Raw genomic sequence first — 26,708 nt, forward strand, 5'->3', positions numbered from 1 at the left:
CTCGCAAGTGCAGTGTGTGGTTGGCTGCGCGTCACGCTCCTGCCGGGTCGACAAGTGCCGTGCGTGCTTGATCAGCAGCCTGGTCGTTGGTGTCCAGGGTGTGCTGTTTAGCCAGTTGTAGATCCATGTATTCGTAAGCAATCCGTATCGCCTGGTCGGTGTCGAATGCATCACCCGACAGGGCACCACGCAGCCACAAACCGTCGATCAACGCCGCCAGGCCGCGGGCTGCCTTGCGCGCATGGTAGAGCGGCAGGGCGCGGCGGAACTGGCAGCACAGGTTGGAATACAAGCGGTGGTCGTTGATCCGCTGCAACCTGTGCAAATCGGGCTGGTGCATGCTGGAAGCCCAGAAGGCCAACCAGGTTTTCATTGCCGGGCCGTTCACCTGGCTGGCATCGAAGTTGCCCTCGATGATCACTTTCAGGTGGGCGCGCGGACTGTCGTCCGTCAGGGCCTGGCGACGTGCTCGAACACCTTCGTTGAGCATGTTCATGATGTATCCCATCGTCGCTGCGATCAGGCCGTTCTTGTCCCGAAAGTAGTGACTGATGATGCCGTTCGACACACCGGCCAAACGGGCAATCAGCGCAATGCTGGCATCCCCCAGTCCGACCTGATCGACCGCCTGCAACGTGGCTTCGATCAACTGCTGGCGGCGGATGGGTTGCATACCGACCTTGGGCATCTTGCTATCTCCTCAGGCCCGCGAGCAGGCGACAGGCGCTGACTCGGCGAAGGCCAGTCTATTTTGTTTTGATTGAACGTTCAATCAATAAAGAATAAGCTCTGCGACAATTTGTGCCATTGACAGTTTTTCAGGCGGTCTAAGAAGCACGGATTGACACCCCAGGAAATCGCGTAACCCCCGGAATACAAGGCGTTGACGGGCATGAGCGATGCGAAATGCAGATTCTGCCGTGCGCTCGTCGAGCCTGCGGCAGGCCCTTGGAGCGGGCGGGGTGGACTGTGGCTAATGCGCGCACCTCGTTCGAGGCGTGGCAGTGGCGACAGGCCACCTGTCTGATTTTTGCAACGTATCGATTCGGGATCACGGTTTCCAGGGTGCCTTTTATAACACCTGACGCAGTGGGGATATTCCACCAATTGCTCGGGAACACTGATTAGCCTCCATAGCCGTACTGCCCGGAGCATTCGTGCAATGAGTTCTGCCTCACTTACCAAACCCCCCGCCGAGAGGGTCCGGGTCAACCGCGTGGTGTTCTTCACCTCCGCGCTGATGATCCTCGTTCTGACTGCCTTGCTTATCGCTGTACCCGAAACTGCCGGCCAGGTGCTGGGCGTGGCCCAGAAGTGGCTGACGCGCACCTTTGGCTGGTACTACATGCTGGTAATCTGTGGTTACCTGCTGTTCGTCGTCTACCTGGCGTTCTCCGACTACGGCAAGCTCAAGCTTGGCGGCAAGGACGATGAGCCCGACTTCAGCTATGGCGCCTGGGCCGGCATGCTGTTCTCCTCCGGTATCGGTATTTCGCTGCTGTACTTTGGCGCCTCCGAGCCGCTGGACCACTACTTCAACCCGCCGGAAGGTACCTCGGCCAGCCTTGAGGCCGCGCGCCAGGGCTTGCAGCTGACCTTCCTGCATTGGGGGCTGCATGGCTGGGCAATCTATGCCCTGGTCGGCCTGGCCGTGGGTTACTTCGCCTACCGTCATAACCAGCCGCTGGCCCTGCGTTCGGCGCTGTACCCGCTGGTGGGCGAGCGTTGGGTCAAGGGTGCCGCTGGCAACGCCGTGGACATCTTCGGTATGTTCGTGACCCTGCTGGGCCTGGTGACCAACCTCGGCATCGGCGCGATGCAGGTGGCCTCGGGTCTGGAATACCTGTTCGGCATGGACCACAGCAAGACCAACCTGCTGGTGGTGATTCTGGTCATGGCCGGGGTGGCGACCGTGGCTGCGGTCTCGGGTGTGGAAAACGGCATTCGCCGCCTGTCCAACCTGAACATCATGCTGTTCAGCGGCTTGCTGATCTTTGTGCTGCTGGGTGGCGAAACCCTGTATCTGCTCAATGGCTTCGTGCAGAACATTGGCGACTACCTCAACGGCATCGTGCTGAAGACCTTCGACCTTTACGTGTATGAAGGTTCGGGTGACAAGTCGGAGCGCTGGCTGGGTCTGTGGACCGTGTTCTACTGGGCCTGGTGGATCTCCTGGGGCCCGTTCGTAGGGATGTTCATTGCCCGTATTTCCAAAGGCCGCACCGTGCGCCAACTGGTCATGGGCGTATTGCTGATCCCGCTGGGCTTCACTTTGGCCTGGTTGTCGATCTTCGGTAACACGGCACTGGACCTGGTAATCAATCAGGGCGCCGTGGAACTGGGCAAGACCGCGCTGGAACAGCCGTCGATGTCGATCTACCAACTGCTGGAATACTTCCCGGCGGCCAAGATCGTGATCGGTGTGGCGGTGTTCGTCGGCTTCGTCCTGTTCCTCACCCCGGCCGACTCCGGCGCGGTGATGATGGCCAACCTGTCCTGCAAGGGCGGCAAGGTGGACGAGGACGCCCCGCACTGGATGGTGGTGTTCTGGTCCGTGGTCATCACCCTGGTCACCATCGGCTTGCTGTTTGCCGGTAATTTCGAGGCCATGCAGACCATGGTGGTGCTGGCGGGCCTGCCGTTCTCGGTGGTACTGGTGCTGTTCATGTTCGGCCTGTACAAGGCCATGAAACAGGACGTGGTGGTCGAGCAGGAGCGTGCCGAGCTGGCCGCCCGTGGCCGTCGCGGCTTCAGTGAGCGCCTGACCCAGCTGGAACTGCAGCCGACCCAGGCCGTGGTGCAGCGGTTCATGGACAGGCATGTCAGCCCAGCGCTGAAAGAAGCCGCCGCGCAGCTGCAAACCCTGGGCTTCGAGGTGGAAACCCGTGTTGGCCAGTCGCGCAACATGATGGGCCTGCGGGTGATGATGGAAGAGGGCAACCCGTTCGTCTACGAAGTGAGCCTGGATGGCTACCTGGCCGCGCCGAGCGAAGCGCCTGTGGAAGGTGAGCCGGAGGTGCGTCAGCGTTTCTACCGCGCCGAGGTATACCTGCACGATGGCAGCCAAGAGTACGACCTGATGGGCTTCGCGCCGGAGCAGATCGTGCGTGATGTGCTGGACCAGTTCGAAAGCCACCGCCAGCTGCTGGGGCGTGTGTACAGCTAATTCTTGAGCTATGAGGAGGCCCTGCAAGACGCAGGGCCTTTTTCATGGGCAAGCAATAATTAGCCCGGGTATCGGGCTAGTTTGCTTCAGCCTGCCGGTTTTCTTCCGGAGGCATGCTTCATGAAACGTTCCGTTATTCCCACATTCGATTTTCAGTACGCTGCAGCCAGTCAGTTCAGTGATCGGCCGACATTGCGGCAGGTGACCAGCGAGCAGCTGTGGACCGTGCTGCTGGAGAAGCTGCCCTGGCTTGCCTTTGTGAAGCCGGCGCTGTCCAACGCCGACCCTCTGATGCTGGATAGTCCCGATCCCGACACGCCCTACTGGAGCACGCAACCGCTGGTCGACCGCGTGCTCCAGGCGCTGCTCGAAGCGCAGCCGCTGGACATCGAGCCTGTCGGTAAGCGGCATCACAATCTTGGGCTCACTTCCTCATACCGTTTTGCAGGTTCGAACAGCGCGTTCGACACCCGTCAACTGAGCGGCCTGTCCGATGCACTCGACGAACTGGTGCAACGGTTGCCACGGCTGTTCTGCGAGGCACAGCTCAAGTACTGGAGTGACAAGGGCAGTGCGGGAGTGAGCCGTGACCAGTGGCTGCAATTACTGCTCAAGACTACGCTTTTGCGCGGCCTGCCACTGCAAGGGCTGGATGTTCAGGAGCAGGCCTGCATCCGCGGGTTGATCCGCGGTGGCGCTGCCCAGCCCTCGGTCTATTTCGTCAAAGCCAGCCTGACCTGTGGGGCGATGCAATACGATCAGCTGCTCAGTCACCTGCTGGTCACTGGCAATTACGATGAGCGGCAAGTGGTGCTCTGGTGCGCCCCGTCCGGTATCACGCGCAGCTTCGCTTCGTTGATCGATTTCGGTAACGCGCTGCGCAACGAACTGGCGCGGCACTACAGCTTCCAAAGCCTGTCGTGGACGCGTCAGCCGGTCGAGGGCAACGTCTTTGCCCAACAGGTTTCGCTGTTGCTTGAGTCCATGTTCCTGGCTTTCGACCAGATGCGCTTCAGTGGCTTGGCGGATGTGGCTTCGCTGGAGCAACGTTTTGCCGAGCTGAGCGACCCGGCGGCCTGGTTCGTGCGCTACGAAGACGACACGCCAGCCACCGTAGCCCCGCCGGGGCTCAGGGCCAGCGCCCCGCAGGACAGCTTTGCCTGTCGCGCCGCGTTGTTGCAACTCGCCCTCGACCAACTGGATGCCGGCGGTGTTGCGGTGCTGGACGGCATCCAGTCATTGACGGCGTATACCGCGCAGCAACTGACCGAGCAGATAAAAAGCGAGCACGGGGATGAAATTTCTCCAGATCAGGTGCTTCTTGACCTGTACATCGCCCGGGGTGTGCCTGGTGGCGCTGCGACTGGAGCCGGCGGTGGCGAGCCACTGGCGTTCGTGGGCACCAAGTCGCTTACCGAATTCGCCATTGGTAACCTTGCTTCGCTCAAGGGCGCGTACATCAAGCAGGTCCGCCATCAGAAGAGCATCCAGCTTCCGAAGTGGCTGAATGCCGATGCAGCGCAGCGACTGGTCACCCAGGTAGACATTGGTGGCCGCTACCCGGCCTATGTTGCCGGACAGTTGGATGATCAGGCCAGGCGTGCCGAGCGCGTCGAGCTTTTGGGTAGGGAATGGCGAAGCGCGTTTCTTTCCAGCGCCATTTCGGCCAGGCTCGACGCTAAAGTCTCCGAGGTGGGGCTACAATGCGTGGTCGATTTTTGCGCAGGGCATCAGGACCCCCTGGTGCCGCGCATGTCACTTATCCCCTTGGCTTTCAGACGCAGCCGCCGTTCGCGCAAGAAAGACACTGTGCGCGGCATGTACTTGCTGTTCTGCGCCGAGCCGGCAAAGGTTCTGCTGTACCGCCCGCTGTATCGACAGGACACGGTTCGCGAGTACGCAAGCCTTGAGGTACTGCTTGCACACATCCGCGAGTCGACTCTATTGCAAGAGAGCATTCTTGACTGGATCGATCCGGCCGCGCGCGACGTATATGCAGAGGGTGGCTTCAGCGAGCCACACATTGTGAGCATTGGTAGCGACCCTTATGCGTTGCCGGACCGGCCGAAGCCTGCGATGCTCGACCTGAAGCTGTGGCTGACCAAGGTTGACGAGAAAATCTACCAGGCCAACCGAGACCTGCTGGTCGAGCTGGCAGGCCTTGAATCGGTATCTAACGCCGAGAGCCGCTGGCAGCTGCTGTGCGAAGGTGCCTGGCTGTTGTTCGATGTGGTGACCCAGGCGATACCTGGTCCGGTCGCTTCAGTGGCCTGGTTGGTACAGACTCTGGCTTCGCTGCAGCACGACCTGACCGCGTTGGAGCAGGGCGGTGAGTTCGACCGGTCAGCTGCAGTGGCCGACTTGTTGCTCAACCTTGGAATGACGCTGCTGCATGCTCATCAACCGACGCTGGAGGCAATGCCCACAAGGTTGCTGCCGGAGGTTTCACTGTTCGAAGGGCCTGACCGGCAAAGCGGCGCGTTTACCGAACTTGCTCTCGAGGCGCGCGAAGAGCCGGAAGGCAAACTGGGAGAGCTGGGCAGCCAGGTGCTGGATTTTTCCTGGCGCGGCCAGCATGGGTTCAACTGGCTGCCCGCAGAACAGCGGAAGAAGTTGCAAGCCATGCGCTCCGGCGTCTCGGTCAATGGGCTGAGCCCCTTGGCAGCGGGTGACGGTGAAGGCTTGTACCAGGTCGATGGGAACCACTACGCAGCCATGGCTGGTGACCTTTATAGCGTGAAGTTGATGGCTGATGGCGTTCGGGTGGTCGATGCGAAAGGTGGTTACGGTCCCTGGCTGACACTTGTCGACGGGGCTTGGCGGGTGGACACGAAACTGCGCCTTGCAGCAGGAGCGCCCAGCCCCTCGACCTCAATATCAGGCCGATTCAAGAGACTGAAAGATCGCGTCGGCCAGCTGGATGAGGAAATTCCGAAGTTGAAGTCAACGGCCTACACGGTCACCCAGCAGATGCTGGCTTTGCAAAAGAGCCTGGCCCAGATAGACGCATTGAAGGTAAAGGCCCAGGGGGATGTGGATTCTGCCCCGGCAGGTACCGATACGACAGCACTCAGGTCACTGACCGCGCAGTATGAACAACGAGCATTGGAAAGGCGGGAAAGTATCGCCCGGCAGCGTGAGCAAATCGTTTCGCTGGTTGAAGACGTCATCGGCAAGGAAGACGAACAGCTAAAGCTTTTGATCACGATGGCAGAACCCAAATACACCACACAACGCCAAGAAAAAGGGATGGACGAGACTGTAGTTGCTTATGAAGAAACTGTTCGCACAGAGCTGATTCGCGACTGCGTGTTCGTTTACAACGAGCTCTGGAACCTGACGGACTACTCGCAACTTGCCGAGCTGCAACGGGCTATCGATGGGAAGCCATTGGCTGAAATCGGCGAGCAATATGCTGCGTTTCGTATCAAGCTGGAGAGTGTGGCGGATTATCAGGACCGCATGCTCGCCGTACGAGTACACCTGGACAATTTGCTCGCCGAGACGCCAGTGGACCGCGTCATACCTACCAACTCCGATGGCGGCCATCGCACAGTTGGGCATCTGATCGATGAAAGAACCTTCTCGACCGTGCAGATGCGCTTCCATCAAGTGCAGAACCTGGCTGACCTGTCCCTGCATCCCGATGCTCCCGGCGACCCGCAGACAGTCGCCCGCTACCGGGACGAACTGGTCACCGTGGCCTTGCGCAATGCCGCAGAAACTCATGGCGAGCTTGACTTCGCCAATCTGTCGGCAGATGACCGCATCGTGATCCTGCAAGAGGCATGGGATGAGTACTCCGCCGCGCTACTCAACAGCGCCCGCATTCTCCGTGAAGGTGGCGACCTGATCGAACCTGCGATGCTCGAGCGGTATCGCAATCATTTGGAGCAACTGAAGGAAGATGCAGGGCAGCGGCTGGTAGCCGCGATTCTGGAGCAGGAGGGTGGAAAGGTCGCGCCAAAGCGCACGCCCTACAAAGTGTCTACGGAAGAGCAGCGCGTGGTGCGCAACCTGGCCGGGCAGTTGATGATCGGGGTGGAAAAGACCGTAGGCGAAAGCCAGATAGTGGAAGTGCGCGAGACCTTCAGTGAAGAAGTGCTGGCAACTTTCGATCTGGTGGATGGGGAATGGCGACAGCGTGAAAGCAAGCGCCCGTCATTGACGGACGAAGCACCTCCTACAGACCTGTCCATGTGGGTAAAGGCGCTACAGAAAGAGAGCGATGCAGTAAAGGAGCAAGCCAAGGACTTTGTGAAGAATGACATCAAATGGATGTTGCTCAAGCAGTTGTTCGACCAGCATCTGCAAAAGCTGACGCAGGCGCTCGTTGTGGTGCGTACTGCCGGAGGAGACGACGAACTGATCAGGTCGCTGGAGTTGGATCTGGGCAAGTTGGAGGAGGAGAAAACATCGCAGTTGACCACGCTCCTTACCCGCACCAAGTATCCGTCGGCCGAAGGTTTGCAATATCTCCACAAAAAGAGGCTGATACAGGTCGAATATGTGGAACGGCGCACCATGCGGGATCGCAGCGCTTTTGACGAATACCGGATCCGGCTTCTACCGAGCAAGCAGAACCTCTGGGCTGCACACTTCCATTTGCCCTCGCCGGACGCTAACCCGGATGAATTCACGCGGGGTCATCTCAAGACCTGGGAGCAGCGTAGTTTGAGTAGCCTGGCCGCTGCAGCCGCGGGGCAGCGGGTGCACAGGGGAAAACTCACGCTGGCCCAGGCCCGGGGAATCATTCCTTTCCGGTGATCTGGCCTGTGGGGGCGGTGGGGTGATGCCTGGCATGCGCGGGCATCGTCTGATTGCCCCGCTCGGCAATCATCTGTTCCAGGCCGATCAGCTCTACGCCCTGGCGCTTAAGCCGGGGCAGTTCACGTTCGAGTACTTCGAGGGTTTGCGGATAAGGGTGGCCGATCAGGATGGCTGAGCCTTGTTTCCGGGCAAGTTCGACCCCGAGCTGCAATTCGCTGCCGATGGCTTCGGTCGTGCGTACATTATCCAGGAAGACATCGCGGGATACCTGTGCCAGGCCCTGGGCCTGAGCCTGGAACGCGGCCACCGTGGCGGCACTGGTACGGCTGTCGACGAAGAACAGATGGCGCCGCTGCAGTTCACCCATCAGCCAGGCCATGGGTTCACGCTGGGCCGTCATGCGGCTGCCCATGTGGTTGTTGATGCCGACGGCGTAGGGCACCTTGAGCAAGGCGCTGTCCAGGCGCCGCGCCAGCTCTTCGACAGGGACGCCAGGGTGCCAGGCATAGGGGCCGTCGGCCGGGTCCATGGGCAGGTGCAGGATGACCGTCTTGCCGGCCTTGTGTGCCTGGCGGGCGAAGTCGGTGGCATGTGGGGTATCAGGCATGATCGCCATGGTCACCGGCCCGGGCAGCGCCAGGGCGCGGCTGTCGCGTTCGGGGTTCTGGCCCAGGTCGTCGATGATGATGCTCATGTAGGCCTTGTTGGCCGGCGCCGCGTGCGCGACTCCGGCCAACAGGCAGAACAACAGACACAGCAGATAACGCATGGGGTGGGTCAGTCGCCCTTGGTGATGTTCAGGCCCTTGAGCAGGCTCAGGGCCTGGCTCAGCTGGAAGTCGTCATCCTGTGGGCGTTCCTTGCGCTTGCCGCTGCCGGTCGGGCGGTCGGCGCCGCCGTTGCCGTTGCCCAGGTGGCCCTGCAGGTCGGCTTCCTTGAAGTTGTCGATGTCGGCTTCGGCAGTGAGCTTGGCCGGGCGAACTTCGATATCGGGGACGATGCCCTGGGCCTGGATCGAGCGGCCATTGGGGGTGAAATACAGCGCAGTGGTCAGCTTCAGGGCGCGATCGTTGGCCAGCGGCAGTACAGTCTGCACCGAGCCTTTGCCGAAGCTGTCGGTACCCATCAGCACGGCGCGTTTCTGGTCCTGCAGGGCGCCGGCGACGATTTCCGAGGCCGAGGCGCTGCCGCCGTTGATCAGCACCACCAGTGGCACGCCTTCGCTGGCGTCGGCCGGGTCGGCCGAGAAGCGCAGCTCGGAGTTGGCGATGCGGCCTTTGGTGTAGACGATCAGGCCCTTGGTCAGGAAGTGGTCGGCCACTTCCACTGCCGACTGCAGCACGCCGCCCGGGTTGTTGCGCAGGTCCAGCACCACACCGCGCAGCTTCTTGCCATTGTCCTTGCGCAGCTTGGCCAGGGCCTTGCCCACTTCGTCGCCAGTCTTGACCTGGAACTGGGTGATGCGAATGTAGCCGTAGTCGTTTTCCAGCAGCTGGCTCTTCACGCTCTTGACCTGGATGACAGCACGGGCAAGGGTTACATCGAAGGGGGTGCCGCCGTCGCGCACCAAGGTCAGGGTGATTTTTTCACCGACTTTGCCGCGCATCTTGTCGACCGCTTCGGTCATGGTCTGGCCACGGGTCGGGGCACCGTTGATCTTGACGATCAGGTCGCCCGCCTGCACGCCGGCACGCGAGGCCGGGGTGTCATCGATTGGCGAGACTACCTTGATGAAACCGTCCTCCTGGCCGACTTCGATACCCAGCCCGCCAAACTCTCCGCTGGTGCTTTCCTGCAGCTCCTGGAAGTCCTCGGGGCCGAGGTAGGCCGAGTGCGGGTCGAGGTTGCTGAGCATGCCCTTGATGGCGTTTTCCAGCAGGGTCTTGTCGTCCACCGGCTCCACGTAGGCCGCCTTGATGCGGTCCATGACCTCGGCGAAGGTGCGCAGCTCCTCAAGTGGCAGGGGGGCCTTGGCGGTCACCTCGGTGGCCGGTACTGCAGCCGGTTTGGCCGGCTCTGCGGCAGTAGCCAGGGGCGCGCCCACCGCCAGGGCGATGGACAGGGCCAGCTGGGTGAGACGAGGCGAGTGCAGCATGTCGAACGAACTCCTGATCCTGTAAGCGCTCCCTGGGGAGCATCGGCGTGGCCCTTGGGCTACGCCGTAGAAATTTGACTAGCCCCGGCACCATTGCGAAGGGTCGGTAGGCCGGCCCTGCTGGCGAATGGCGAAATACAAGCCGGCAGCATCCTGGCCGCCGCTGTCGCCAACGGTGGAAATGGCTTCGCCGGCCTTGACGATATCACCGGCGCTTTTGAGCAGGCTCTGGTTATGACCGTACAGGCTCAGGTAACCGTTGCCATGGTCGAGGATGACCAGAAGGCCGGCACCGCGCAACCAGTCGGCGAACACCACACGCCCGCCGTGCACGGCACGTACCTGAGTGCCCGGGCTGGCGCTGATCATTACTCCATCCCACTTGGCACGGGCATCGCTGCCGCGGGCATCACCGAAGCGTGCCAGTAATCGACCATTGACTGGCCAGGGAAGTTTTCCGCGCGCGGCAGAAAATGCGCCACCATAGCTCGCGCCGTCGCTGGAAACCATCGGGCCCAGGGTGGTACGGGCCTTTTTCGGTGGCTCTGCGGGTTCGCTGTGTTGCTCGCGGGCGGCGGCCGCAGCCAGGGCCTCTTGCTGGCGGCGTTTTTCCGCCTCTTGCTGGGCCAGCAAGGCTTTCTGGCGCGCCTCTTCGGCCTCGCGGGCCTGGCGGGCGAGGGTTTCCTCGATGGTCCTGAGTACTTTGGCCAGGTCGGCCTGGTCCTGCTCGCGCGACTGCAGCTTCTGGTCGCGGTCCTTCATGTCGCTGTTGAGCTTGGCCAGTACCTGCTGGCGTTTGCCACGCTCGGCTTCGAGGGCCTGGCGGCGGCTGTCGAGGTCGGCACGCTGGGCCAGCAGCTGTTCCTGCTGGGTGGCAATGTCCTTCTCCACGTTGGCCAGCTGGCGCAGGGTCTCGTTGAAGGTGCGCAGTTGTTCCAGGCGCGCCTTGCTCAGGTAGTCGTAGTAGGTGAGGGTGCGGGCAAATTTTTCGGGATTCTGCTGGTTGAGCAGCAGCTTGAGGTATTCCTCGCGGCCATTCTGGTAAGCCGAACGGGCCTGGATGGCAATCAGTCGTTGTTGTTCAACGCGGGCGCTCTGGAGTTTTTTTTTCTCGGTATCAAGGCGCTCCAGCTCGCCCTCGGTCTTTTTTAGTTCTTGCTGCAGAGCCTCCACCTGCTTTTCGAGCTTGCCGATATCGGTCTCGGTGGCTTTGAGGTCCTTCTGCACACCGGCCTTTTCTTCCTGGAGCTTGCTCAGCGTCTTCTTGAGCTCGGCAATATCCTGGCGGGTGGCGTCCAGTTGCTGCTGGGTCTGCGCACGCTCATCGGCAAAGGCCGGACTGAGCAGGCAAGACAGGGCTAGGAGGATCAGGGCGCGAAGCATGGGGTTTGGCGTACCAAGGATGGAGACTGGCCTAGTATGCCCGCGTGGGCGTGCAAAAAAAACGCCTCGCTGCGGGTGCAGGGGGGCGTTTGTCTGGAATTCATGTGGAAAGAGGGCTGCTGCGCAGCCCCCCTGCACAGGGTCAGGCGTCGACCAGGATCGAAGAGCCGGTCATTTCCACCGGCTTCTCCATCCCCAGCAGCTTCAGCATGGTCGGCGCCACGTCGGCCAGCACGCCGCCATCACGCACCTTCAGCTTGCGCTTGCCAACATAGATGAACGGCACCGGCTCGGTGGTGTGCGCGGTGTGTGCCTGGCCGGTGCTTTCGTCTTCCATCTGCTCGACGTTGCCGTGGTCGGCGGTGATCAGCGCTTCGCCACCTACCTTGTCCAGCGCGTCGACGATGCGACCGACGCAGCCATCCAGGGCCTCGACAGCCTTCACTGCCGCCTCGAATACGCCCGTGTGGCCGACCATGTCGCCGTTGGCATAGTTGACCACGATCACGTCATAGCGTTGCTGCTCGATGGCTTCGACGATGCGATCGGTCACCTCCGGCGCGCTCATTTCCGGCTGCAGGTCGTAGGTGGCGACCTTCGGCGACGGAATCAGGATGCGTTCTTCGCCTTCGAACGGCTCTTCGCGGCCACCGGAGAAGAAGAAGGTCACGTGCGCGTACTTCTCGGTTTCGGCGATGCGCAGCTGGGTCTTGCCGTTTTTCGCCAGGTACTCGCCCAGCACATTGTTCAGGCTGGCCGGGGCAAAGGCGGCAGGTGCCGGGATCTTCGCCGAGTACTGGGTGAGGCCGATGTAGGCTGCCAGCTTGGGCAGGCGGGCGCGCGGGAATTCGTTGAAGTCGGCTTCGACGAACACGCGCGACAGCTCGCGGGCACGGTCGGCGCGGAAGTTCATGAACACCACGGCGTCGCCATCTTCGACCTTGACCGCAGCGCCGATGCGCGTGGCCTTGACGAACTCGTCGCTCTCGTCACGGGCGTAGGCAGCTTCCAGGCCTGCCAGGGCGGTGTCGGCGGTGTATTCGGCAGCGCTGTCGACGATCAGGTTGTAGGCGGCGCTGACGCGGTCCCAGCGGTTGTCGCGGTCCATGGCGTAGTAACGGCCAATGAGGCTGGCGATGCGGCCCTTGCCCAGCCTGGCGAATGTCGTATCGAGCAGTTCGATGGACGATTGCGCGCTGCGTGGTGGTGTGTCGCGGCCGTCGAGGAAGGCGTGCAGGTAGATCTTCTCGGCGCCCCGTTGCGCAGCCAGTTCGGCCATGGCAACCAGGTGGTCCTGGTGGCTGTGCACGCCGCCGTCGGACAGCAGGCCGAGAATGTGCACGGCCTTGCCGGCACTGGCTGCCTTGTCCACCGCAGCGGTCAGCACCGGGTTTTCGAAGAACTCGCCGTCGCGGATGGCCTTGGTTACCCGGGTGAAGTCCTGGTAGACGACGCGCCCGGCGCCGAGGTTCATGTGACCGACCTCGGAGTTGCCCATCTGCCCGTCCGGCAGGCCGACATCCATGCCCGAGCCGGAAATGAGGCCATGCGGCTGGCTGGCACGCAGGCGGTCATAGACCGGTGTGTTGGCGGCGTAGATGGCATTGTATTCGGGGCTTTCGCTGTGGCCGAAGCCATCCAGGATGATCAGGACCAGGGGTTTGGGCGTACTCATCAATCAAACTCACGGTTGTTCAAAGATGATAAAGACACGCATTTTAGGGCAAATACGCCACCCGCGGCGAATATTCGTCCCATCCCCCGACCGGCGCGCAGGGGTTGGCAAGATGAAGGTGGCTTTGCCGCCGGCCCGTCGGGCTTTGGTGGTAATAAGGGGCTGTGTATACTGGCCGACATTTTCAATCGCCTGGAACACCGCTGATGGTTGCTCACCTGATTCAATTCGCGACAGATCACTACATCCTGGTTGCGATCTTCGTTGTTCTGCTGGTCCTGCTGCTGCTCAATGAAATCCGTCGTGGCGGCCAGAGCTTGAGCAATGGCCAGCTGACCGCTCTGGTCAATGCTGACAAGGGCCTGGTCCTCGACATCCGCCCGTCCAAGGAATACGCCGCAGGCCATATCGTCGGCGCAATCAACATTCCGCAGGACAAAGTGGTCAACCGTCTGAGCGAGCTGGAAAAGCACAAGGCGAAGACCCTGATCGTCGTCGACGCAATGGGCCAACAGTCGGGTGCTATCTGCAGCGAGCTGCTCAAAGCTGGTTACAACGCCGCCAAGCTGAGCGGTGGCGTTTCCAGCTGGAAAGCCGATAACCTGCCCTTGGTGAAGTGATATGAAGCCCGTCATCGTCTATTCCAGCGACTACTGCCCCTACTGCATGCGCGCCAAGTACCTGCTCGAGAGCAAGGGCGTGGCCTTCGAGGAAATCAAGGTCGACGGCAAGCCACAGGTTCGTGCCGAGATGAGCCAGAAGGCTGGCCGTACATCGGTGCCGCAGATCTGGATCGGCAGCACCCATGTCGGTGGATGCGATGACCTCTATGCCCTGGAGCGCGCCGGCAAGCTCGACGCGCTGCTGGCGGCCTGATTTGCACTGCATTCGAAAACATTAGGATAAGGACCTGCCATGACTGACCAACAGACCAACGGCGCTGCTGCAGAAGACAACAGCCCTCAGTTCTCCATGCAGCGCATTTATGTGCGCGATCTGTCGTTCGAGGCTCCGAAAAGCCCGCAGATCTTCCGCCAGTCCTGGGAACCGAGCGTAGCTCTGGACCTGAACACCAAGCAGAAGGCCCTGGAAGGTGACTTCCACGAGGTGGTGCTGACCCTGTCGGTTACCGTGAAAAACGGTGAAGAGGTCGCATTCATCGCTGAGGTGCAGCAGGCTGGTATCTTCCTGATCAAGAACCTGGATGCGGCTTCGATGAGCCACACCCTGGGCGCGTTCTGCCCGAACATCTTGTTCCCGTATGCCCGTGAGACGCTGGACAGCCTGGTGACCCGCGGTTCGTTCCCGGCCCTGATGCTGTCGCCGGTCAACTTCGACGCACTGTACGCGCAGGAAATGCAGCGCATGCAGGAAGCCGGCGAAGCGCCGACCATGCAGTAAGCTTGCTGTATTGAAAAAGCGCCTTTCGGGGCGCTTTTTTGTTGCCTGTGCCGCCCCTTCGCGGGTAAACCCGCTCCCACAGGTACAGCGCTGCCCTTGAGGTTGGCTTGGTTACTGTGGGAGCGGGTTTACCCGCGAAGAGGCCGGCACAGGCTATAGCTCAGCTCCCGGCAAACCCATTCTGCCGCCACGCCTCATACACCGTCACTGCCACGGTATTGGACAGGTTCAGGCTACGGCACCCTGGCCGCATCGGCAGGCGCAGGCGCTGTTCGGCCGGCAGGCTGTCCAGCACTTCGGTCGGCAAGCCACGGCTCTCGGGGCCGAACAGGAAGGCATCGCCCGGCTGGTAGGCCACTTCGTGGAACGGCCGCGAGCCCTTGGTGGTGAACGCGAACAACCGTGGGTTACCGAGGCTCTCCAGGCATCCGGCCAGGCTCTCGTGGCGCTTGAGCGTGGCATACTCGTGGTAATCCAGCCCCGCGCGTCGCAGGCGCTTGTCATCCAGTTCGAAGCTGATGGGTTCGATCAGGTGCAGGTCGCAGCCGCTGTTGGCGCACAGGCGAATGATGTTGCCGGTATTCGGCGGAATTTCGGGTTGAAAAAGGATGACGTGAAACATGCACGGCTCCAAGCGTGAAGATGACGGGCATTCTACCCCTGAACCGGACGTGCGTTCGAAGGCGTTCCCGCGGGTGATGCTATCCCTGGCGATTGTCGGCTTGATGGTGGGGCTGATGATCGGGCGCCTGACCACGCCCGAGGAACGTGAACTGCAGCAAGTGCAGGTGGTGCAGGATGGCCTGGATCTGTGGTTCAACGCCGAGCCCCAGCTGCATGGTGAGAATGTGGAAGGCACGGTGGCGTTGCTGTTCCAGGCTCAGGGCAAGGGCCAGCAGGGGCAGTTGAGCCTGCAAGGCAAACCGGTGAGCTGGAAAGTGCAGAGGAGCAAGGAAGGCTTGCTGCTGACGGTGGTCGCCGCGCGCCCTCTGCACGGCGAATGGGCCGGTGCAGAGGACGCTGGGCGCTGGCGGGTGCAGGTGAAGCTGCACGAATAAAAGAGGGGATTTCCCGGCCTGCCTGTACCGAGGTCCCCAAAACGGGCGGTGTTGCGAATAAAAGAGGGGTTCACCCGGCCTGCCTGTACCAGGGCCCCCGAAACTGGGTATGTATTGGCTATTGCAGGGGGCGTGCCAGTTTTGCAAAGCCCGTGAATATTGGGCTTTAAGGGTGAATTAGCCGTTTTTTGAGGGGATTTGTGCCTTCGTGAGGTGCATCGGGCACAGGAACGGTGCATGGAGCCGATATCTGCTCTGGTTCTACAAACGCATTCGCGGGTAAACCCGCTCCCACAAGTACGGCGCCGACCTTGAGGCTGGCGCTGTACTTGTGGGAGCGGGTTTACCCGCGAATGCGTCGGTGCAGCCAGTCAAGGATTAATGGTCATCACCTTCCTCATCATCCCCACCCGCCACATTCATCCCCAGCTCCTTGATCTTGCGCGTCAGGGTATTGCGCCCCCAACCCAGCAACAGCGCCGCATCGCGCCGACGGCCAGCGGTGTGCTTGAGCGCCGTCTCGATCATGATCCGCTCGAAGCTCGGCACTGCGCTGTCCAGCAGGCTGGTCTGGCCGCGGCTCAGCGCCTGGTCGGCCCACTGGCGCAGCGCCTGCTCCCAGTTGGTGACCGGTGCAGCGTCCTGCGGCAGGTTCAGTAGCTCGGGCGGCAGGTCGCCGATCAGCACTTCGCGGCTGGAGGCCATCACCGTGATCCAGCGGCACGTGTTCTCCATCTGGCGTACGTTGCCTGGCCACGGCAGGTTGCGGATGAACTCCTCGGTTTCCGGCTTCAGGATCTTCGGTTCGACCGCCAGTTCCTGGGCGGCACGGGCAAGGAAGTGCCGGGCCAGGGCAGGGATGTCTTCGCGCCGATCGGCCAGCCGTGGGATGTGGATGCGGATCACGTTCAGGCGGTGGAACAAGTCCTCACGGAACTTGCCGGCCTGTACCAGCGACTCCAGGTTCTGGTGGGTGGCGGCGATGATGCGCACGTCGACCTTGACCGGCACATGGCCGCCCACGCGATAGAACTCGCCATCGGCCAGTACCCGCAACAGGCGGGTTTGGGTGTCGGCGGGCATGTCGCCGATCTCGTCGAGGAACAGCGTGCCGCCATCGGCCTGCTCGAAGCGGCCCCGGCGCAGGTTGGCCGCACCGGTGAACGCCCCTTTCTCATGGCCGAACAGTTCCGATTCCATCAGGTCCTTGGGAATGGCAGCCATGTTCAGGGCAATGAACGGTGAAGCCGCGCGTGGGCTGTGGCGGTGCAAGGCATGCGCCACCAGCTCCTTGCCGGTACCGGATTCGCCGTTGATCAGCACGGTGATGTTGGAGTGGCTAAGGCGGCCGATGGCGCGAAATACCTCCTGCATCGCCGGTGCCTCACCGATGATCTCCGGAGTGCGCGCCAGGTTCTGCGGCACGTCCAGCCCTTGTTGTTCCTGCGCGTGCTGATTGGCGCGCTTGACCAGCGAGACCGCCTCATCCACATCGAATGGCTTGGGCAGGTACTCGAAGGCGCCGCCCTGGTAGGACGCCACGGCGCTGTCCAGGTCGGAATGGGCGGTCATGATGATGACTGGCAGGCGCGGATGCTGTTCGCGGATCTGTGCCAGCAGGTCAAGGCCGCTGGTGCCGGGCATGCGGATGTCGGAAATGATCACGTCCGGTTGCTGGCGTGCCAGGCGGCCCATTACGCCGTCAGCGCTGTCGAAGCTCTGGGTGGTCATGCCTTCCTGTTGCAGGGCTTTTTCCAGGACCCAGCGGATGGAGCGATCATCGTCGACGATCCATACGGTTTCACTTCGGCTCATGAGGCGGTGGCTCCTTGTTCCAGCGGCAGGTAGATCGAAAAGGCGGTGTGGCCTGCATGGCTTTCACATTCGATCAGGCCTTGGTGCTGGCTGATGATGTTCTGGGTAATGGCCAGGCCCAGCCCGGTCCCGTCCGGGCGGCCACTGACCATGGGATAGAAGAGGGTTTCCTGCAGTTCCGGCGGTATGCCGGGACCGTTGTCGATAATTTCCACGCGTGCCACCAGGCGATGGCGCACGTGGCCGATGGTGAACTGGCGCAGGGCTCGGCTGCGCAGGGTGATGCGGCCCAGGCGCAGCTCGTTCTGCGAACTGATGGCCTGCATGGCGTTGCGCACGATGTTGAGCACGGCCTGGATCATCTGCTCGCGGTCGATCAGCACGTCCGGCAGGCTGGGGTCGTAATCGCGCACCAAGGCGATGCAGCCCTGGCTTTCGGCTTCGACCAGGCTGCAGACTCGTTCCAGTACTTCGTGAATGTTGGTCATGGCCAGTGACGGCAGCTTGTTCGAACCGAGCATGCGGTCGACCAGGTTACGCAGGCGGTCGGCCTCCTCGATGATCACGTTGGTGTAGTCGCGCAGACCTTCCTCGGGCAATTCGCGCGCCAGCAGCTGGGCTGCGCCGCGGATGCCGCCGAGGGGGTTCTTGATTTCGTGGGCGAGGCCGCGCACCAGCATCTTGGTGGTTTCCTGCTTGCTTAGCTGGGCCTCTTCCTTGGTGATGCGCAGTAGCCGGTCACGCGGGTGCACTTCGAGCAGCAGCAGGGTTTGGCCCAGGTGCAGGATCGGCGTCACCGCGTAGTCGACGGTGATGGTCTGCCCGGTCAACGAAGTGAGCTGCGCTTCGCGCTTGGTGAACGGGTGCGCCTGCTCGACTGCCTGGCGCAACGAGCTAAGGGCCTCGCTCGATTCGGTGAACAGCTCGCTGATGAACTGCCCGTGGCTGCGCTGCCCACTGATAGCCAGCAGCATTTCCGCAGCCGGGTTCATGTATTCCAGGCACAGCTCGGAGTTGAGCAGTAGCGTGGCAGTGGTCAGGTTGTCCAGAAGCAGACGGTGCTGTGCATCGCTGATGGTCATAAGGCGTCGTTGACCTCTTTTGGCGCTTGTCTGGCAGTGGGGCGGGCATGATTGGCCGCGCGGTGAGTCCGCTGGTTCCGGTCTCCCTGCAGAAATGCAAGAAACAAACCAAAGCTCCGAAAAGAAGCGGAATTGGCCGATAAGGGACCTGAAATTGCGCAAATATGCACCAGAAGGTTCTGATTCAGGGTTTCTTGTGACCTTTTTTGGGGTGCATCCAGCGGCCTCTGCCCTCTAGATGCACCAATATGGAGCATAGAAGTTTCAGTGCGGATCGCACAGTTGACCCGTTGCGCGAACCAAGGCTTGTTTCATCAGTGGCGATAAGCCGCGCTCGTTGATCGAGATCGTCAGCCGTTGGTTGCACGCGGAACCGCTATCGCTTGGCAGGCTGGCCAGATGCTGCAGGAGCTTGGCTTGCAAGGCATCCAGCTCCGGGCGTAACTCCTGCTTGAGATCCCGACGAGGTGTATCTGGTGTTCGGCCTCGACTGTGCCAGCGGTTAAGCAAGCTGTATTGCACCATTTTGTGTGCTTCGATCTGGTCGGCGAAGAAAGCCGCTGCCCGTTCGGCTGGCAATTGGTAGCGCCAAGCGTTATTGCGCACGCCATCGAGTATTTGCAGCTCGCGCTTGCCGTCCTGCACGGGCTGACCTCTGTCCCATTTGTGTAGTGCGACGAACTCGGCGCTTGCCAGGCGCTGCTCAATAGCATCGAGCAAGGTATCCAGCGGCTCCTCGGCTGACGGCGGTCGCCCTGGGCACTGGTCTTGCGGCGTGGATAAGGCCAGTTCCTCGTTCGCGACGTGAAATATCATCACCGTGGCGGATTGTCGTGTCGTTCTGCCACGGTGCACCTCGCCTACCAGCTCAGCCAGCGTGTTGCCTGCAGTTAATGTCGTTCGCTTGCCGTCGCGGGTTTCCACCTCCAGTTCGCCCGTTTCCAGATAACCGAGGTTGAGCGCCTGGTGGCAGTGCCAGTCGAGGGTGGTATGGGGTGGAATGCTGACTTTCACCAGTGATAGCACGGGCTGGCCATCCGGATAGTGGGTGTAGGGGGTGCCGTCCCAGCTGCCGGTGGCGCGATAAAGCACTTGCGACTGTACCGCCCCGGGTTGGCTGCTGCAGCCGGCGAGAAGGGCGGATAAGGTCAGAACTGCGGGTAGAAATCTGCGCATAGCATGACGTCCGTTGTGAATGGGCGTCTACCTTGAGAGTGCTTGCTACAGGGAAATGTCAGTAACATCCCTTTGCTTTGTAGGAGCGAGATCGATTAAAGCGAAGAAAATAAAACGGCCTCCCGAGGGAGGCCGTTGTGATCATGTCATCAGCGCGAGGCGCCGATCAGATCAGCAGCTGTAGTACAGCTCGTATTCCAGCGGGTGTACGAAGGTACGGACCTTGATCTCTTCTTCGCTCTTCAGCTCGATGAAGGCATCGATGAAGTCGTCGGAGAACACGCCGCCCTTGGTCAGGAACGCACGGCCCTTGTCCAGCTCTTCCAGGGCCTCCTTCAGGCTGCCGCAAACCTGCGGAATGTCCTTGGCCTCTTCAGGCGGCAGGTCGTACAGGTTCTTGTCGGCCGCATCGCCTGGGTGGATCTTGTTCTGGATACCGTCCAGGCCGGCCATCAGCAGGGCCGCGAAGGCCAGGTACGGGTTGGCCGATGGGTCCGGGAAGCGTGCTTCGATACGGCGGGCTTTCGGGCTGCCAACGTAAGGAATACGGATCGAGGCGGAGCGGTTGCGAGCCGAGTAGGCCAGCATTACCGGGGCTTCGAAGCCTGGGACCAGACGCTTGTAGGAGTTGGTCGACGGGTTGGTGAAGCCGTTCAGGGCCTTGCCGTGCTTGATGATGCCGCCGATGAAGTACAGGGCGGTGTCGGACAGGCCGGCATAGCCTTCACCGGCGAAGGTGTTCTTGCCGTCTTTCCAGATCGACATGTGCACGTGCATGCCCGAGCCGTTGTCGCCGTACAGTGGCTTCGGCATGAAGGTGGCGGTGCGGCCGTAAGCGTCGGCAACGTTGTGCACCACGTACTTCAGGGCCTGTACTTCGTCAGCCTTCTTCACCAGGGTGTTGAACTTGACGCCGATTTCGTTCTGACCGGCAGTCGCCACTTCGTGGTGGTGGACTTCGACGGTCTGGCCCATTTCTTCCAGTGCGTTGCACATGGCAGTACGGATTTCGTGGTCGTGGTCGAACGGCGGGACCGGGAAGTAGCCGCCTTTCACGCCTGGACGGTGGCCCTTGTTGCCGCCTTCGATGTCAGCGCCGGTCATCCACGAGCCTTGCTCGGAGAAGATCTTGAACATCGAACCGGAGATGTCCGACTGGAACTTCACCTCGTCGAAGATGAAGAACTCTGGTTCGGGGCCGGCGAATACGGTGTCACCGATGCCGGTGCTCTTCAGGTACTCTTCGGCACGCTTGGCGATGGCGCGTGGGTCACGGTCGTAGCCCTGCATGCTCGACGGATCGACGATGTCGCAGGTCAGGATCAGGGTCGGTTCTTCGGTGAACGGGTCCAGTACGGCAGTTTCGTCGACCGGCATCAGAATCATGTCGGAGGCTTCGATGCCTTTCCAGCCAGCGATGGAGGAGCCGTCGAACATCTTGCCGACTTCGAAGAAGTCGTCGTCCAGCGCATCACGCGCCGGCATGGTCACGTGGTGCTGAGTGCCTTTGGTGTCCGTGAAACGCAGATCAATCCACTTGACGTCATGATCTTTGATGAGTTGAACCGACTTCGACATGTTGTCCTCCGGATGGTCTAGGGCGCGGTGGGCCGCTGCCCTGGAAAAAGGGTGTTGCCGGGCGCGGATAGTCGGCCAAGCGTACCTGCCTCACAAGGGAGCAAATTGCATGCCAGTGCCCGAAAATGGCGAGCGCGGGATAAAAAGGGGCGTTTGTGGGCACCTGCCGGCATGTCGGGTGGAAAAAATGCACCCTTAAGATGCGAATTTTGGTAGCAGTGCACTAATAGTGTGCACTGGTTGGGTGGTGTGCTTTCTTTGGGGGCTCTTCGCGGGTGGACTCGCTCCCACAGGGGCTGCACAGCCTTCGAAATCTGTGTGGCCCCTGTGGGCGCGGGTTTGCCCGCGAAAGGGCCGGACCAGGCTGCGCAAAACCCGCCCTGTGCATTTATCTGAAAGCTTCTGATCAAAAGTTGGTCAAATCCTGAGCAATTTCCGCTATAATTCGCGCCCCTCATTTTCGGCAGGCCCTGCGCGCGCTGTTAACCAATGAAACTTATCGTCAAAGTCTTCCCAGAAATCACCATCAAGAGCCGGCCGGTGCGCAAGCGCTTCATCCGCCAGCTCGGCAAGAATATCCGCAACGTGCTCAAGGACCTCGACCCTGAGCTCGTGGTCGATGGTGTCTGGGACAATCTCGAAGTGGTCACCCGCGTCGAAGACGAGAAAGCCCAGCGCGAGATGATCGAGCGCCTCACCTGCACACCGGGTATCACCCACTTCCTGCAGGTAGAGGAGTACCCACTGGGGGACTTCGACGACATCGTTGCCAAGTGCAAGCACCACTTCGGCCATTTGCTGGCCGGCAAGTACTTCGCCGTGCGCTGCAAGCGCGGCGGCCACCATGACTTCACCTCGATGGACGTCGACCGCTACGTCGGCAGCCAGCTGCGCCAGCAATGCGGCGCCGCCGGTATCGAGCTGAAGAGCCCGGATGTACTGGTGCGCATCGAAATCCGCGACCAACGCCTGTACGTGATCCATAGCCAGCACAACGGCATCGGCGGCTACCCGCTGGGTGCCCTGGAGCAGACCCTGGTGCTGATGTCCGGTGGCTTCGATTCCACCGTGGCGGCCTACCAGATGATGCGTCGTGGCCTGATGACCCATTTCTGCTTCTTCAACCTCGGTGGCCGTGCCCACGAGTTGGGTGTAATGGAAGTGGCCCACTACCTGTGGAAGAAGTACGGCAGCAGCCAGCGCGTGCTGTTCATCAGCGTGCCGTTCGAAGAAGTGGTCGGCGAGATCCTCAACAAGGTCGACAACAGCTACATGGGCGTAACGCTCAAACGCATGATGCTGCGTGGTGCGGCCCATATGGCAGACCGCCTGCAGATCGATGCGCTGGTGACCGGCGAGGCGATTTCCCAGGTGTCCAGCCAGACCCTGCCGAACCTGTCGATCATCGACTCGGCCACCGACAAACTGGTGCTGCGCCCGCTGCTGGCCAGCCACAAGCAGGACATCATCGACCAGGCCACCGAGATCGGCACCGCCGACTTCGCCAAGCACATGCCAGAATATTGCGGCGTGATCTCGGTGAACCCGACCACGCATGCCAAGCGTCATCGCATGGAGCATGAAGAGAAGCAGTTCGACATGGCCGTGCTGGAGCGCGCCCTGGAGCGGGCCAAGTTCATTTCCATCGATCATGTGATCGATGAGCTGGGCAAGGACATCGAAATCGAGGAAGTGACCGAGGCGCTGCCCGGGCAGATCGTCATCGACATTCGTCACCCCGATGCCCAGGAAGACGAACCTCTGGTGCTGGACGGTATCGAAGTCCAGGCCATGCCGTTCTATGCCATCAACAGCAAGTTCAAGCACCTGGACGCCAATCGCCAGTACTTGCTGTATTGCGACAAAGGTGTGATGAGCCGTCTGCACGCACACCACCTGCTCAGTGAGGGACATGCCAATGTGCGTGTTTATCGTCCGGCATAAGACGCCAGGGCTGTATGGCGGCAGCATCCGCCATCGCCCTCCCGACCATCGGGCCCGCTGAGCCTCAAAGCGTACATATTCGCCGCCTACACTGGCGGCAACCGAATCCTCTGATCGAGATACAGTTGTGATCGAAAATCTGCGTAACATCGCCATCATCGCCCACGTTGACCATGGTAAAACCACCCTGGTAGACAAACTCCTGCGCCAGTCCGGCACCCTGGAGCGTAACGAGCTCAACGACGAGCGCGTGATGGACTCCAACGACCAGGAAAAAGAGCGCGGCATTACCATCCTGGCGAAAAACACCGCCATCAACTGGAACGGCTACCACATCAACATCGTCGACACCCCCGGCCACGCCGACTTCGGTGGCGAGGTTGAGCGTGTAATGTCGATGGTCGACTCCGTGCTGCTGCTGGTCGATGCCCAGGACGGCCCGATGCCGCAAACCCGCTTCGTGACCAAGAAGGCTTTCGAAGCTGGCCTGAAGCCGATCGTCGTGATCAACAAGGTTGACCGCCCAGGCGCGCGTCCTGACTGGGTTCTGGACCAGATCTTCGACCTGTTCGACAACCTCGGTGCCACCGACGACCAGCTGGACTTCCAGGTTGTCTACGCCTCGGCACTGAACGGCATCGCCGGTCTGGACCACACCGCCATGGCCGAAGACATGACCCCGCTGTACCAGTCGATCGTCGACAACGTACCGGCGCCGAACGTTGACGTCGATGGCCCGTTCCAGATGCAGATCTCCGCTCTGGACTACAACAGCTTCCTCGGTGTTATCGGTGTTGGCCGTATCGCCCGTGGTCGTATCAAGCCGAACACCCCGGTTGTTGCCATCGACACCGAAGGCAAGAAGCGTAACGGCCGTATCCTCAAGCTGATGGGCCACCACGGCCTGCACCGCGTCGACGTTGAAGAAGCTCAGGCTGGCGACATCGTCTGCATCAGCGGTTTCGACGAGCTGTTCATCTCCGACACCCTGTGCGACATGAACCACGTCGAGGCGATGAAGCCACTGACCGTTGACGAGCCGACCGTTTCGATGACCTTCCAGGTCAACGACTCGCCGTTCTGCGGCAAGGAAGGCAAGTTCGTCACCAGCCGTAACATCAAGGAACGTCTGGACAAAGAGCTGCTGTACAACGTTGCACTGCGCGTTGAAGAAGGCGACTCGGCTGACAAGTTCAAGGTTTCCGGCCGTGGTGAGCTGCACCTGTCGGTACTGATCGAAACCATGCGCCGTGAAGGCTTCGAGATGGCTGTGGGCCGTCCTGAAGTGATCATCCGCGAGGTGAACGGCGTCAAGCAGGAACCGTACGAGAACGTCACCATCGACATCCCTGAAGAATCGCAGGGCAAGGTCATGGAAGAAATGGGCCTGCGTAAAGGCGACCTGACCAACATGGCGCCGGATGGCAAGGGCCGTGTACGTCTGGAGTACAACGTACCTGCTCGCGGCCTGATCGGTTTCCGTAACCAGTTCCTGACCCTGACCAACGGTGCGGGCATCCTGACCTCGATCTTCGATCGCTACGACACCATGAAGCCAGGCCACATGTCCGGCCGCCTGAACGGCGTACTGGTATCGATCGAGACCGGCAAGGCGCTGACCTACTCGCTGGAAACCCTGCAGGCGCGTGGCAAGCTGTTCATCGAGCACGGCCAGGACATCTACAACGGTCAGATCATCGGCCTGAACAGCCGTGACAACGACCTGGGCGTGAACCCGACCAAAGGCAAGAAGCTCGACAACATGCGTGCTTCGGGCAAGGACGAAGTCATCGCCCTGGTGCCGCCGGTTCGCCACACCCTGGAACAGGCCCTGGAATTCATCCAGGACGACGAGCTGTGCGAAGTCACGCCGAAGTCGATCCGCCTGCGCAAGAAGATCCTGGACGAAGGCGAGCGTACCCGCGCGGCCAAGAAAGCCAAGGCTTGATCGTCTAGCTTGAGCTGAAAGAAACGCCCCTGGTCGCAAGCCCAGGGGCGTTTTTGTTTATGTGCCGGAAGGTCTTGTAATCCTTCTCTCAAGCCTATGTGGGTTGCGTCTCTCGAAGTGGTCGGCGCCTTGTGAGCCGCAGCAGAGCCACATAACGTGGATTGCTTTCTCGCCCAGGAAGCATGCTCATGAAGTATCGATTTGCACTGGCTATCCCTTGCCTGCTGGCCAGTTTCCATGCCAGTGCCCTGCAGGATTGCAGCGGCCTGCATCCGCAGAAAATTGTCCATTGCCATATCGGCAATGTGCGCCAGGCGCCCTTGGAATATGCACTGCTCGAACAGGCTTCCGGGCCTGGCTACAGATTCCGACGTCTGCAGATGGTCTCCCAGTCATGGACGCCCGCTCCGGTGGTTGCGCCCCGCCGCTGGGAGCACGATGTCGAATTGCATATTCCGCTGGATGCCGTGCCGGGCAAGGCTCTGCTGGTAGTGAACAACGGCGTGCGCCATGGGCCGGCGCAGGCACCGGACTATACGCGCGAAGTGTTGCGAGAGTTGGCCCTTGAGGCGCGTACCGCGGTGGTCATGATCAGCGACGTGCCCAACCAGTACGTGACGTTCGATGACGCCGAAAAGCCGATGCGCGAGGATGACGCCGTGGCCCATATCTGGGCACATTCGCTGCGTGGCGCTGCGCCGGAACTGCCATTGCATGTACCTATGGCCGCTGCGGCAAGCCGGGCGATGGATCTGGCCGAGCTGGAGTTGCGAAAGCAAGGGCTGGCAGTCGATCGCTTCATTATCACGGGAGCCTCCAAGCGCGGCTGGAGTGCGTGGCTGACGGCATTGGCCGATGAGCGGGTGATGGCCATCGTACCTAGCGTCATCGACATCGCCGACACCTCGGACATGCTGAGGGGGGTGCGCAAGCGCTATGGCGGGCACTGGCCGCTGGCGCTGTGGCCCTACCAGCAAGCCGGCGTGCTGCAGCAATTGGGTAGCCCCGCTTTCGAGCAGTTGATGGCGATGATGGACCCGATGCAGTACATGAACGAGCCAGGGCAGCGCCTGGCGATACCCAAATACCTTGTTTCCGCCAGCGGCGATGATTTCTTCGTTCCCGATCCTGTGACCGATTACCAGCAGCGTTTGCCCGGCCAGACCAGCCTGAGGGTGTTGCCGAACTCAGACCATGGCGGGGTGCGCCAGGCCGTGCTCAGCACCTTGGTACCGGCGCTAACGCGTTTGCGCGACGGCGTGCCTTTACCGAGCGTGCAAGTGTCGGCAAACATGCAATCGGGGTATATGGACGTTGACTTCTCCGAACCGCCGGTGGCAGTGAAGGTATGGACGGCGAACAACCGTCACGACCGCGACTTCCGCTATGCCTGCGGGGTGCGCTACCAGTCCGAGACGCTCGTCCCCGCGCAGCACTTCACCCTGCAGCGTATGCCACCGGCAGAGGGCTGGCAGGCACAATTCGTCGAGGCCAGGTTCGCGGATGGCTTCATTGCCACCAGCGCGGTGAGTGTGTTGCCACGGACCTCTCCCGACCATCCGCCGGCACAGCAGGGAGGCACCTGCAAAAGCTTCCCTGCTGACGCAAAGTGAAAGGC

19 protein-coding genes are annotated in these 26,708 nt (G+C 61.1%); 9 read left to right on the forward strand and 10 right to left on the reverse strand.

Annotated features, from left to right (window positions below):
• Positions 1–31: 31 nt before the first annotated feature.
• Complete coding sequence (gene betI / locus HU760_RS02540; RefSeq protein WP_186672233.1) at positions 32–688, reverse strand: transcriptional regulator BetI; 657 nt, start codon at positions 686–688, stop codon at positions 32–34.
• Positions 689–1,219: 531 nt separating this feature from the next.
• Here betI and HU760_RS02545 point away from each other — a divergent pair.
• Together HU760_RS02545 and HU760_RS02550 are read left to right on the forward strand one after the other, a co-directional pair.
• Positions 1,220–3,166, forward strand: a complete 1,947-nt coding sequence (locus HU760_RS02545) for a BCCT family transporter (protein WP_225931987.1) — start codon at positions 1,220–1,222, stop codon at positions 3,164–3,166.
• Positions 3,167–3,286: 120 nt separating this feature from the next.
• Entirely contained in the window at positions 3,287–7,933 is a 4,647-nt protein-coding gene (locus HU760_RS02550) for a dermonecrotic toxin domain-containing protein (protein ID WP_186672237.1), read from the forward strand.
• Here the strand turns inward: HU760_RS02550 and HU760_RS02555 are convergent.
• The 4 genes from HU760_RS02555 to gpmI form a co-directional block, all read right to left on the reverse strand.
• Positions 7,917–8,705, reverse strand: coding sequence for a divergent polysaccharide deacetylase family protein (locus HU760_RS02555; protein ID WP_186672239.1), 789 nt, complete (start codon positions 8,703–8,705; stop codon positions 7,917–7,919). The genes HU760_RS02550 and HU760_RS02555 overlap by 17 nt on opposite strands.
• An 8-nt stretch (positions 8,706–8,713) precedes the next feature.
• The gene (locus HU760_RS02560; RefSeq protein ID WP_186672241.1) at positions 8,714–10,030 is read right to left on the reverse strand and encodes a S41 family peptidase; all 1,317 of its coding nucleotides are present in this window, start codon (positions 10,028–10,030) and stop codon (positions 8,714–8,716) included.
• A gap of 78 nt (positions 10,031–10,108) precedes the next feature.
• A complete protein-coding gene (locus tag HU760_RS02565) occupies positions 10,109–11,413 on the reverse strand; it encodes a murein hydrolase activator EnvC family protein (RefSeq protein ID WP_186672243.1) in 1,305 nt (434 codons plus the stop codon).
• A 142-nt stretch (positions 11,414–11,555) separates the two neighbouring features.
• The gene (gene gpmI, locus HU760_RS02570) at positions 11,556–13,091 is read right to left on the reverse strand and encodes a 2,3-bisphosphoglycerate-independent phosphoglycerate mutase (protein WP_186672245.1); all 1,536 of its coding nucleotides are present in this window, start codon (positions 13,089–13,091) and stop codon (positions 11,556–11,558) included.
• Between the two features lie 203 nt (positions 13,092–13,294).
• Here gpmI and HU760_RS02575 point away from each other — a divergent pair, with 203 nt between their 5' ends.
• Genes HU760_RS02575 through secB form a run of 3 tightly spaced genes read left to right on the forward strand, consistent with a single transcriptional unit; the run spans position 13,295 to position 14,489 of the window.
• Positions 13,295–13,708 carry a rhodanese-like domain-containing protein gene (locus HU760_RS02575; protein ID WP_186672247.1) on the forward strand — a complete coding sequence of 138 codons (414 nt, stop codon included), beginning with the start codon at positions 13,295–13,297 and terminating at the stop codon, positions 13,706–13,708.
• A 1-nt stretch (position 13,709) separates the two neighbouring features.
• Entirely contained in the window at positions 13,710–13,964 is a 255-nt protein-coding gene (grxC, locus tag HU760_RS02580) for a glutaredoxin 3 (RefSeq protein WP_003249204.1), read from the forward strand.
• A gap of 39 nt (positions 13,965–14,003) precedes the next feature.
• On the forward strand, positions 14,004–14,489 hold the full coding sequence (secB, locus tag HU760_RS02585; RefSeq protein WP_170033292.1) for a protein-export chaperone SecB: 486 nt from the start codon (positions 14,004–14,006) through the stop codon (positions 14,487–14,489).
• A gap of 160 nt (positions 14,490–14,649) precedes the next feature.
• Here secB and trmL read toward each other — a convergent pair whose 3' ends face one another.
• A complete protein-coding gene (gene trmL, locus HU760_RS02590; RefSeq protein ID WP_186672255.1) occupies positions 14,650–15,111 on the reverse strand; it encodes a tRNA (uridine(34)/cytosine(34)/5-carboxymethylaminomethyluridine(34)-2'-O)-methyltransferase TrmL in 462 nt (153 codons plus the stop codon).
• On the opposite strand from trmL, the gene HU760_RS02595 reads away from it, so the two are divergent.
• Positions 15,110–15,547, forward strand: coding sequence for a hypothetical protein (locus HU760_RS02595; protein WP_186672257.1), 438 nt, complete (start codon positions 15,110–15,112; stop codon positions 15,545–15,547). The two genes, trmL and HU760_RS02595, sit on opposite strands and share 2 nt — an antisense overlap.
• 378 nt (positions 15,548–15,925) lie before the next feature.
• Here the strand turns inward: HU760_RS02595 and ntrC are convergent, their stop codons facing one another.
• From ntrC to glnA, 4 genes are all read right to left on the reverse strand, one after another.
• Positions 15,926–17,362 carry a nitrogen regulation protein NR(I) gene (ntrC, locus tag HU760_RS02600; protein ID WP_186672259.1) on the reverse strand — a complete coding sequence of 479 codons (1,437 nt, stop codon included), beginning with the start codon at positions 17,360–17,362 and terminating at the stop codon, positions 15,926–15,928.
• Complete coding sequence (gene glnL, locus HU760_RS02605) at positions 17,359–18,444, reverse strand: nitrogen regulation protein NR(II) (protein ID WP_186672261.1); 1,086 nt, start codon at positions 18,442–18,444, stop codon at positions 17,359–17,361. Before glnL ends, ntrC begins: the two co-directional genes overlap by 4 nt.
• Before the next feature lie 264 nt (positions 18,445–18,708).
• Positions 18,709–19,620, reverse strand: a complete 912-nt coding sequence (locus HU760_RS24425; RefSeq protein ID WP_225932794.1) for a chorismate mutase — start codon at positions 19,618–19,620, stop codon at positions 18,709–18,711.
• A 171-nt stretch (positions 19,621–19,791) separates the two neighbouring features.
• A complete protein-coding gene (gene glnA / locus HU760_RS02615) occupies positions 19,792–21,198 on the reverse strand; it encodes a type I glutamate--ammonia ligase (protein ID WP_170033280.1) in 1,407 nt (468 codons plus the stop codon).
• Between the two features lie 489 nt (positions 21,199–21,687).
• Here glnA and thiI point away from each other — a divergent pair, with 489 nt between their 5' ends.
• From thiI to HU760_RS02630, 3 genes are all read left to right on the forward strand, one after another.
• Positions 21,688–23,142 (forward strand): tRNA uracil 4-sulfurtransferase ThiI, encoded by a 1,455-nt coding sequence (gene thiI, locus HU760_RS02620; protein WP_186672262.1) that lies wholly within the window; start codon positions 21,688–21,690, stop codon positions 23,140–23,142.
• A gap of 127 nt (positions 23,143–23,269) precedes the next feature.
• Positions 23,270–25,090: a translational GTPase TypA gene (typA, locus tag HU760_RS02625; RefSeq protein WP_186672270.1), complete on the forward strand. Its 1,821-nt coding sequence runs from the start codon at positions 23,270–23,272 to the stop codon at positions 25,088–25,090.
• 188 nt (positions 25,091–25,278) lie between these two features.
• Positions 25,279–26,703: a PhoPQ-activated protein PqaA family protein gene (locus HU760_RS02630; RefSeq protein ID WP_186672272.1), complete on the forward strand. Its 1,425-nt coding sequence runs from the start codon at positions 25,279–25,281 to the stop codon at positions 26,701–26,703.
• Positions 26,704–26,708: the final 5 nt, after the last annotated feature.

Source organism: Pseudomonas oryzicola, assembly GCF_014269185.2.
Taxonomy (GTDB): domain Bacteria; phylum Pseudomonadota; class Gammaproteobacteria; order Pseudomonadales; family Pseudomonadaceae; genus Aquipseudomonas; species Aquipseudomonas oryzicola.

What these genes read in the sequence shown, in the direction of transcription:
- betI (WP_186672233.1), bottom strand. Translation starts at nt 688, where the DNA reads ATGCCCAAGGTCGGTATGCAACCCATCCGCCGCCAGCAGTTGATCGAA.
- HU760_RS02550 (WP_186672237.1), top strand. Translation starts at nt 3,287, where the DNA reads ATGAAACGTTCCGTTATTCCCACATTCGATTTTCAGTACGCTGCAGCC.
- HU760_RS02555 (WP_186672239.1), bottom strand. Translation starts at nt 8,705, where the DNA reads ATGCGTTATCTGCTGTGTCTGTTGTTCTGCCTGTTGGCCGGAGTCGCG.
- HU760_RS02560 (WP_186672241.1), bottom strand. Translation starts at nt 10,030, where the DNA reads ATGCTGCACTCGCCTCGTCTCACCCAGCTGGCCCTGTCCATCGCCCTG.
- HU760_RS02565 (WP_186672243.1), bottom strand. Translation starts at nt 11,413, where the DNA reads ATGCTTCGCGCCCTGATCCTCCTAGCCCTGTCTTGCCTGCTCAGTCCG.
- HU760_RS02575 (WP_186672247.1), top strand. Translation starts at nt 13,295, where the DNA reads ATGGTTGCTCACCTGATTCAATTCGCGACAGATCACTACATCCTGGTT.
- grxC (WP_003249204.1), top strand. Translation starts at nt 13,710, where the DNA reads ATGAAGCCCGTCATCGTCTATTCCAGCGACTACTGCCCCTACTGCATG.
- secB (WP_170033292.1), top strand. Translation starts at nt 14,004, where the DNA reads ATGACTGACCAACAGACCAACGGCGCTGCTGCAGAAGACAACAGCCCT.
- HU760_RS02595 (WP_186672257.1), top strand. Translation starts at nt 15,110, where the DNA reads ATGCACGGCTCCAAGCGTGAAGATGACGGGCATTCTACCCCTGAACCG.
- trmL (WP_186672255.1), bottom strand. Translation starts at nt 15,111, where the DNA reads ATGTTTCACGTCATCCTTTTTCAACCCGAAATTCCGCCGAATACCGGC.
- ntrC (WP_186672259.1), bottom strand. Translation starts at nt 17,362, where the DNA reads ATGAGCCGAAGTGAAACCGTATGGATCGTCGACGATGATCGCTCCATC.
- glnL (WP_186672261.1), bottom strand. Translation starts at nt 18,444, where the DNA reads ATGACCATCAGCGATGCACAGCACCGTCTGCTTCTGGACAACCTGACC.
- HU760_RS24425 (WP_225932794.1), bottom strand. Translation starts at nt 19,620, where the DNA reads ATGCGCAGATTTCTACCCGCAGTTCTGACCTTATCCGCCCTTCTCGCC.
- glnA (WP_170033280.1), bottom strand. Translation starts at nt 21,198, where the DNA reads ATGTCGAAGTCGGTTCAACTCATCAAAGATCATGACGTCAAGTGGATT.
- thiI (WP_186672262.1), top strand. Translation starts at nt 21,688, where the DNA reads ATGAAACTTATCGTCAAAGTCTTCCCAGAAATCACCATCAAGAGCCGG.
- HU760_RS02630 (WP_186672272.1), top strand. Translation starts at nt 25,279, where the DNA reads ATGAAGTATCGATTTGCACTGGCTATCCCTTGCCTGCTGGCCAGTTTC.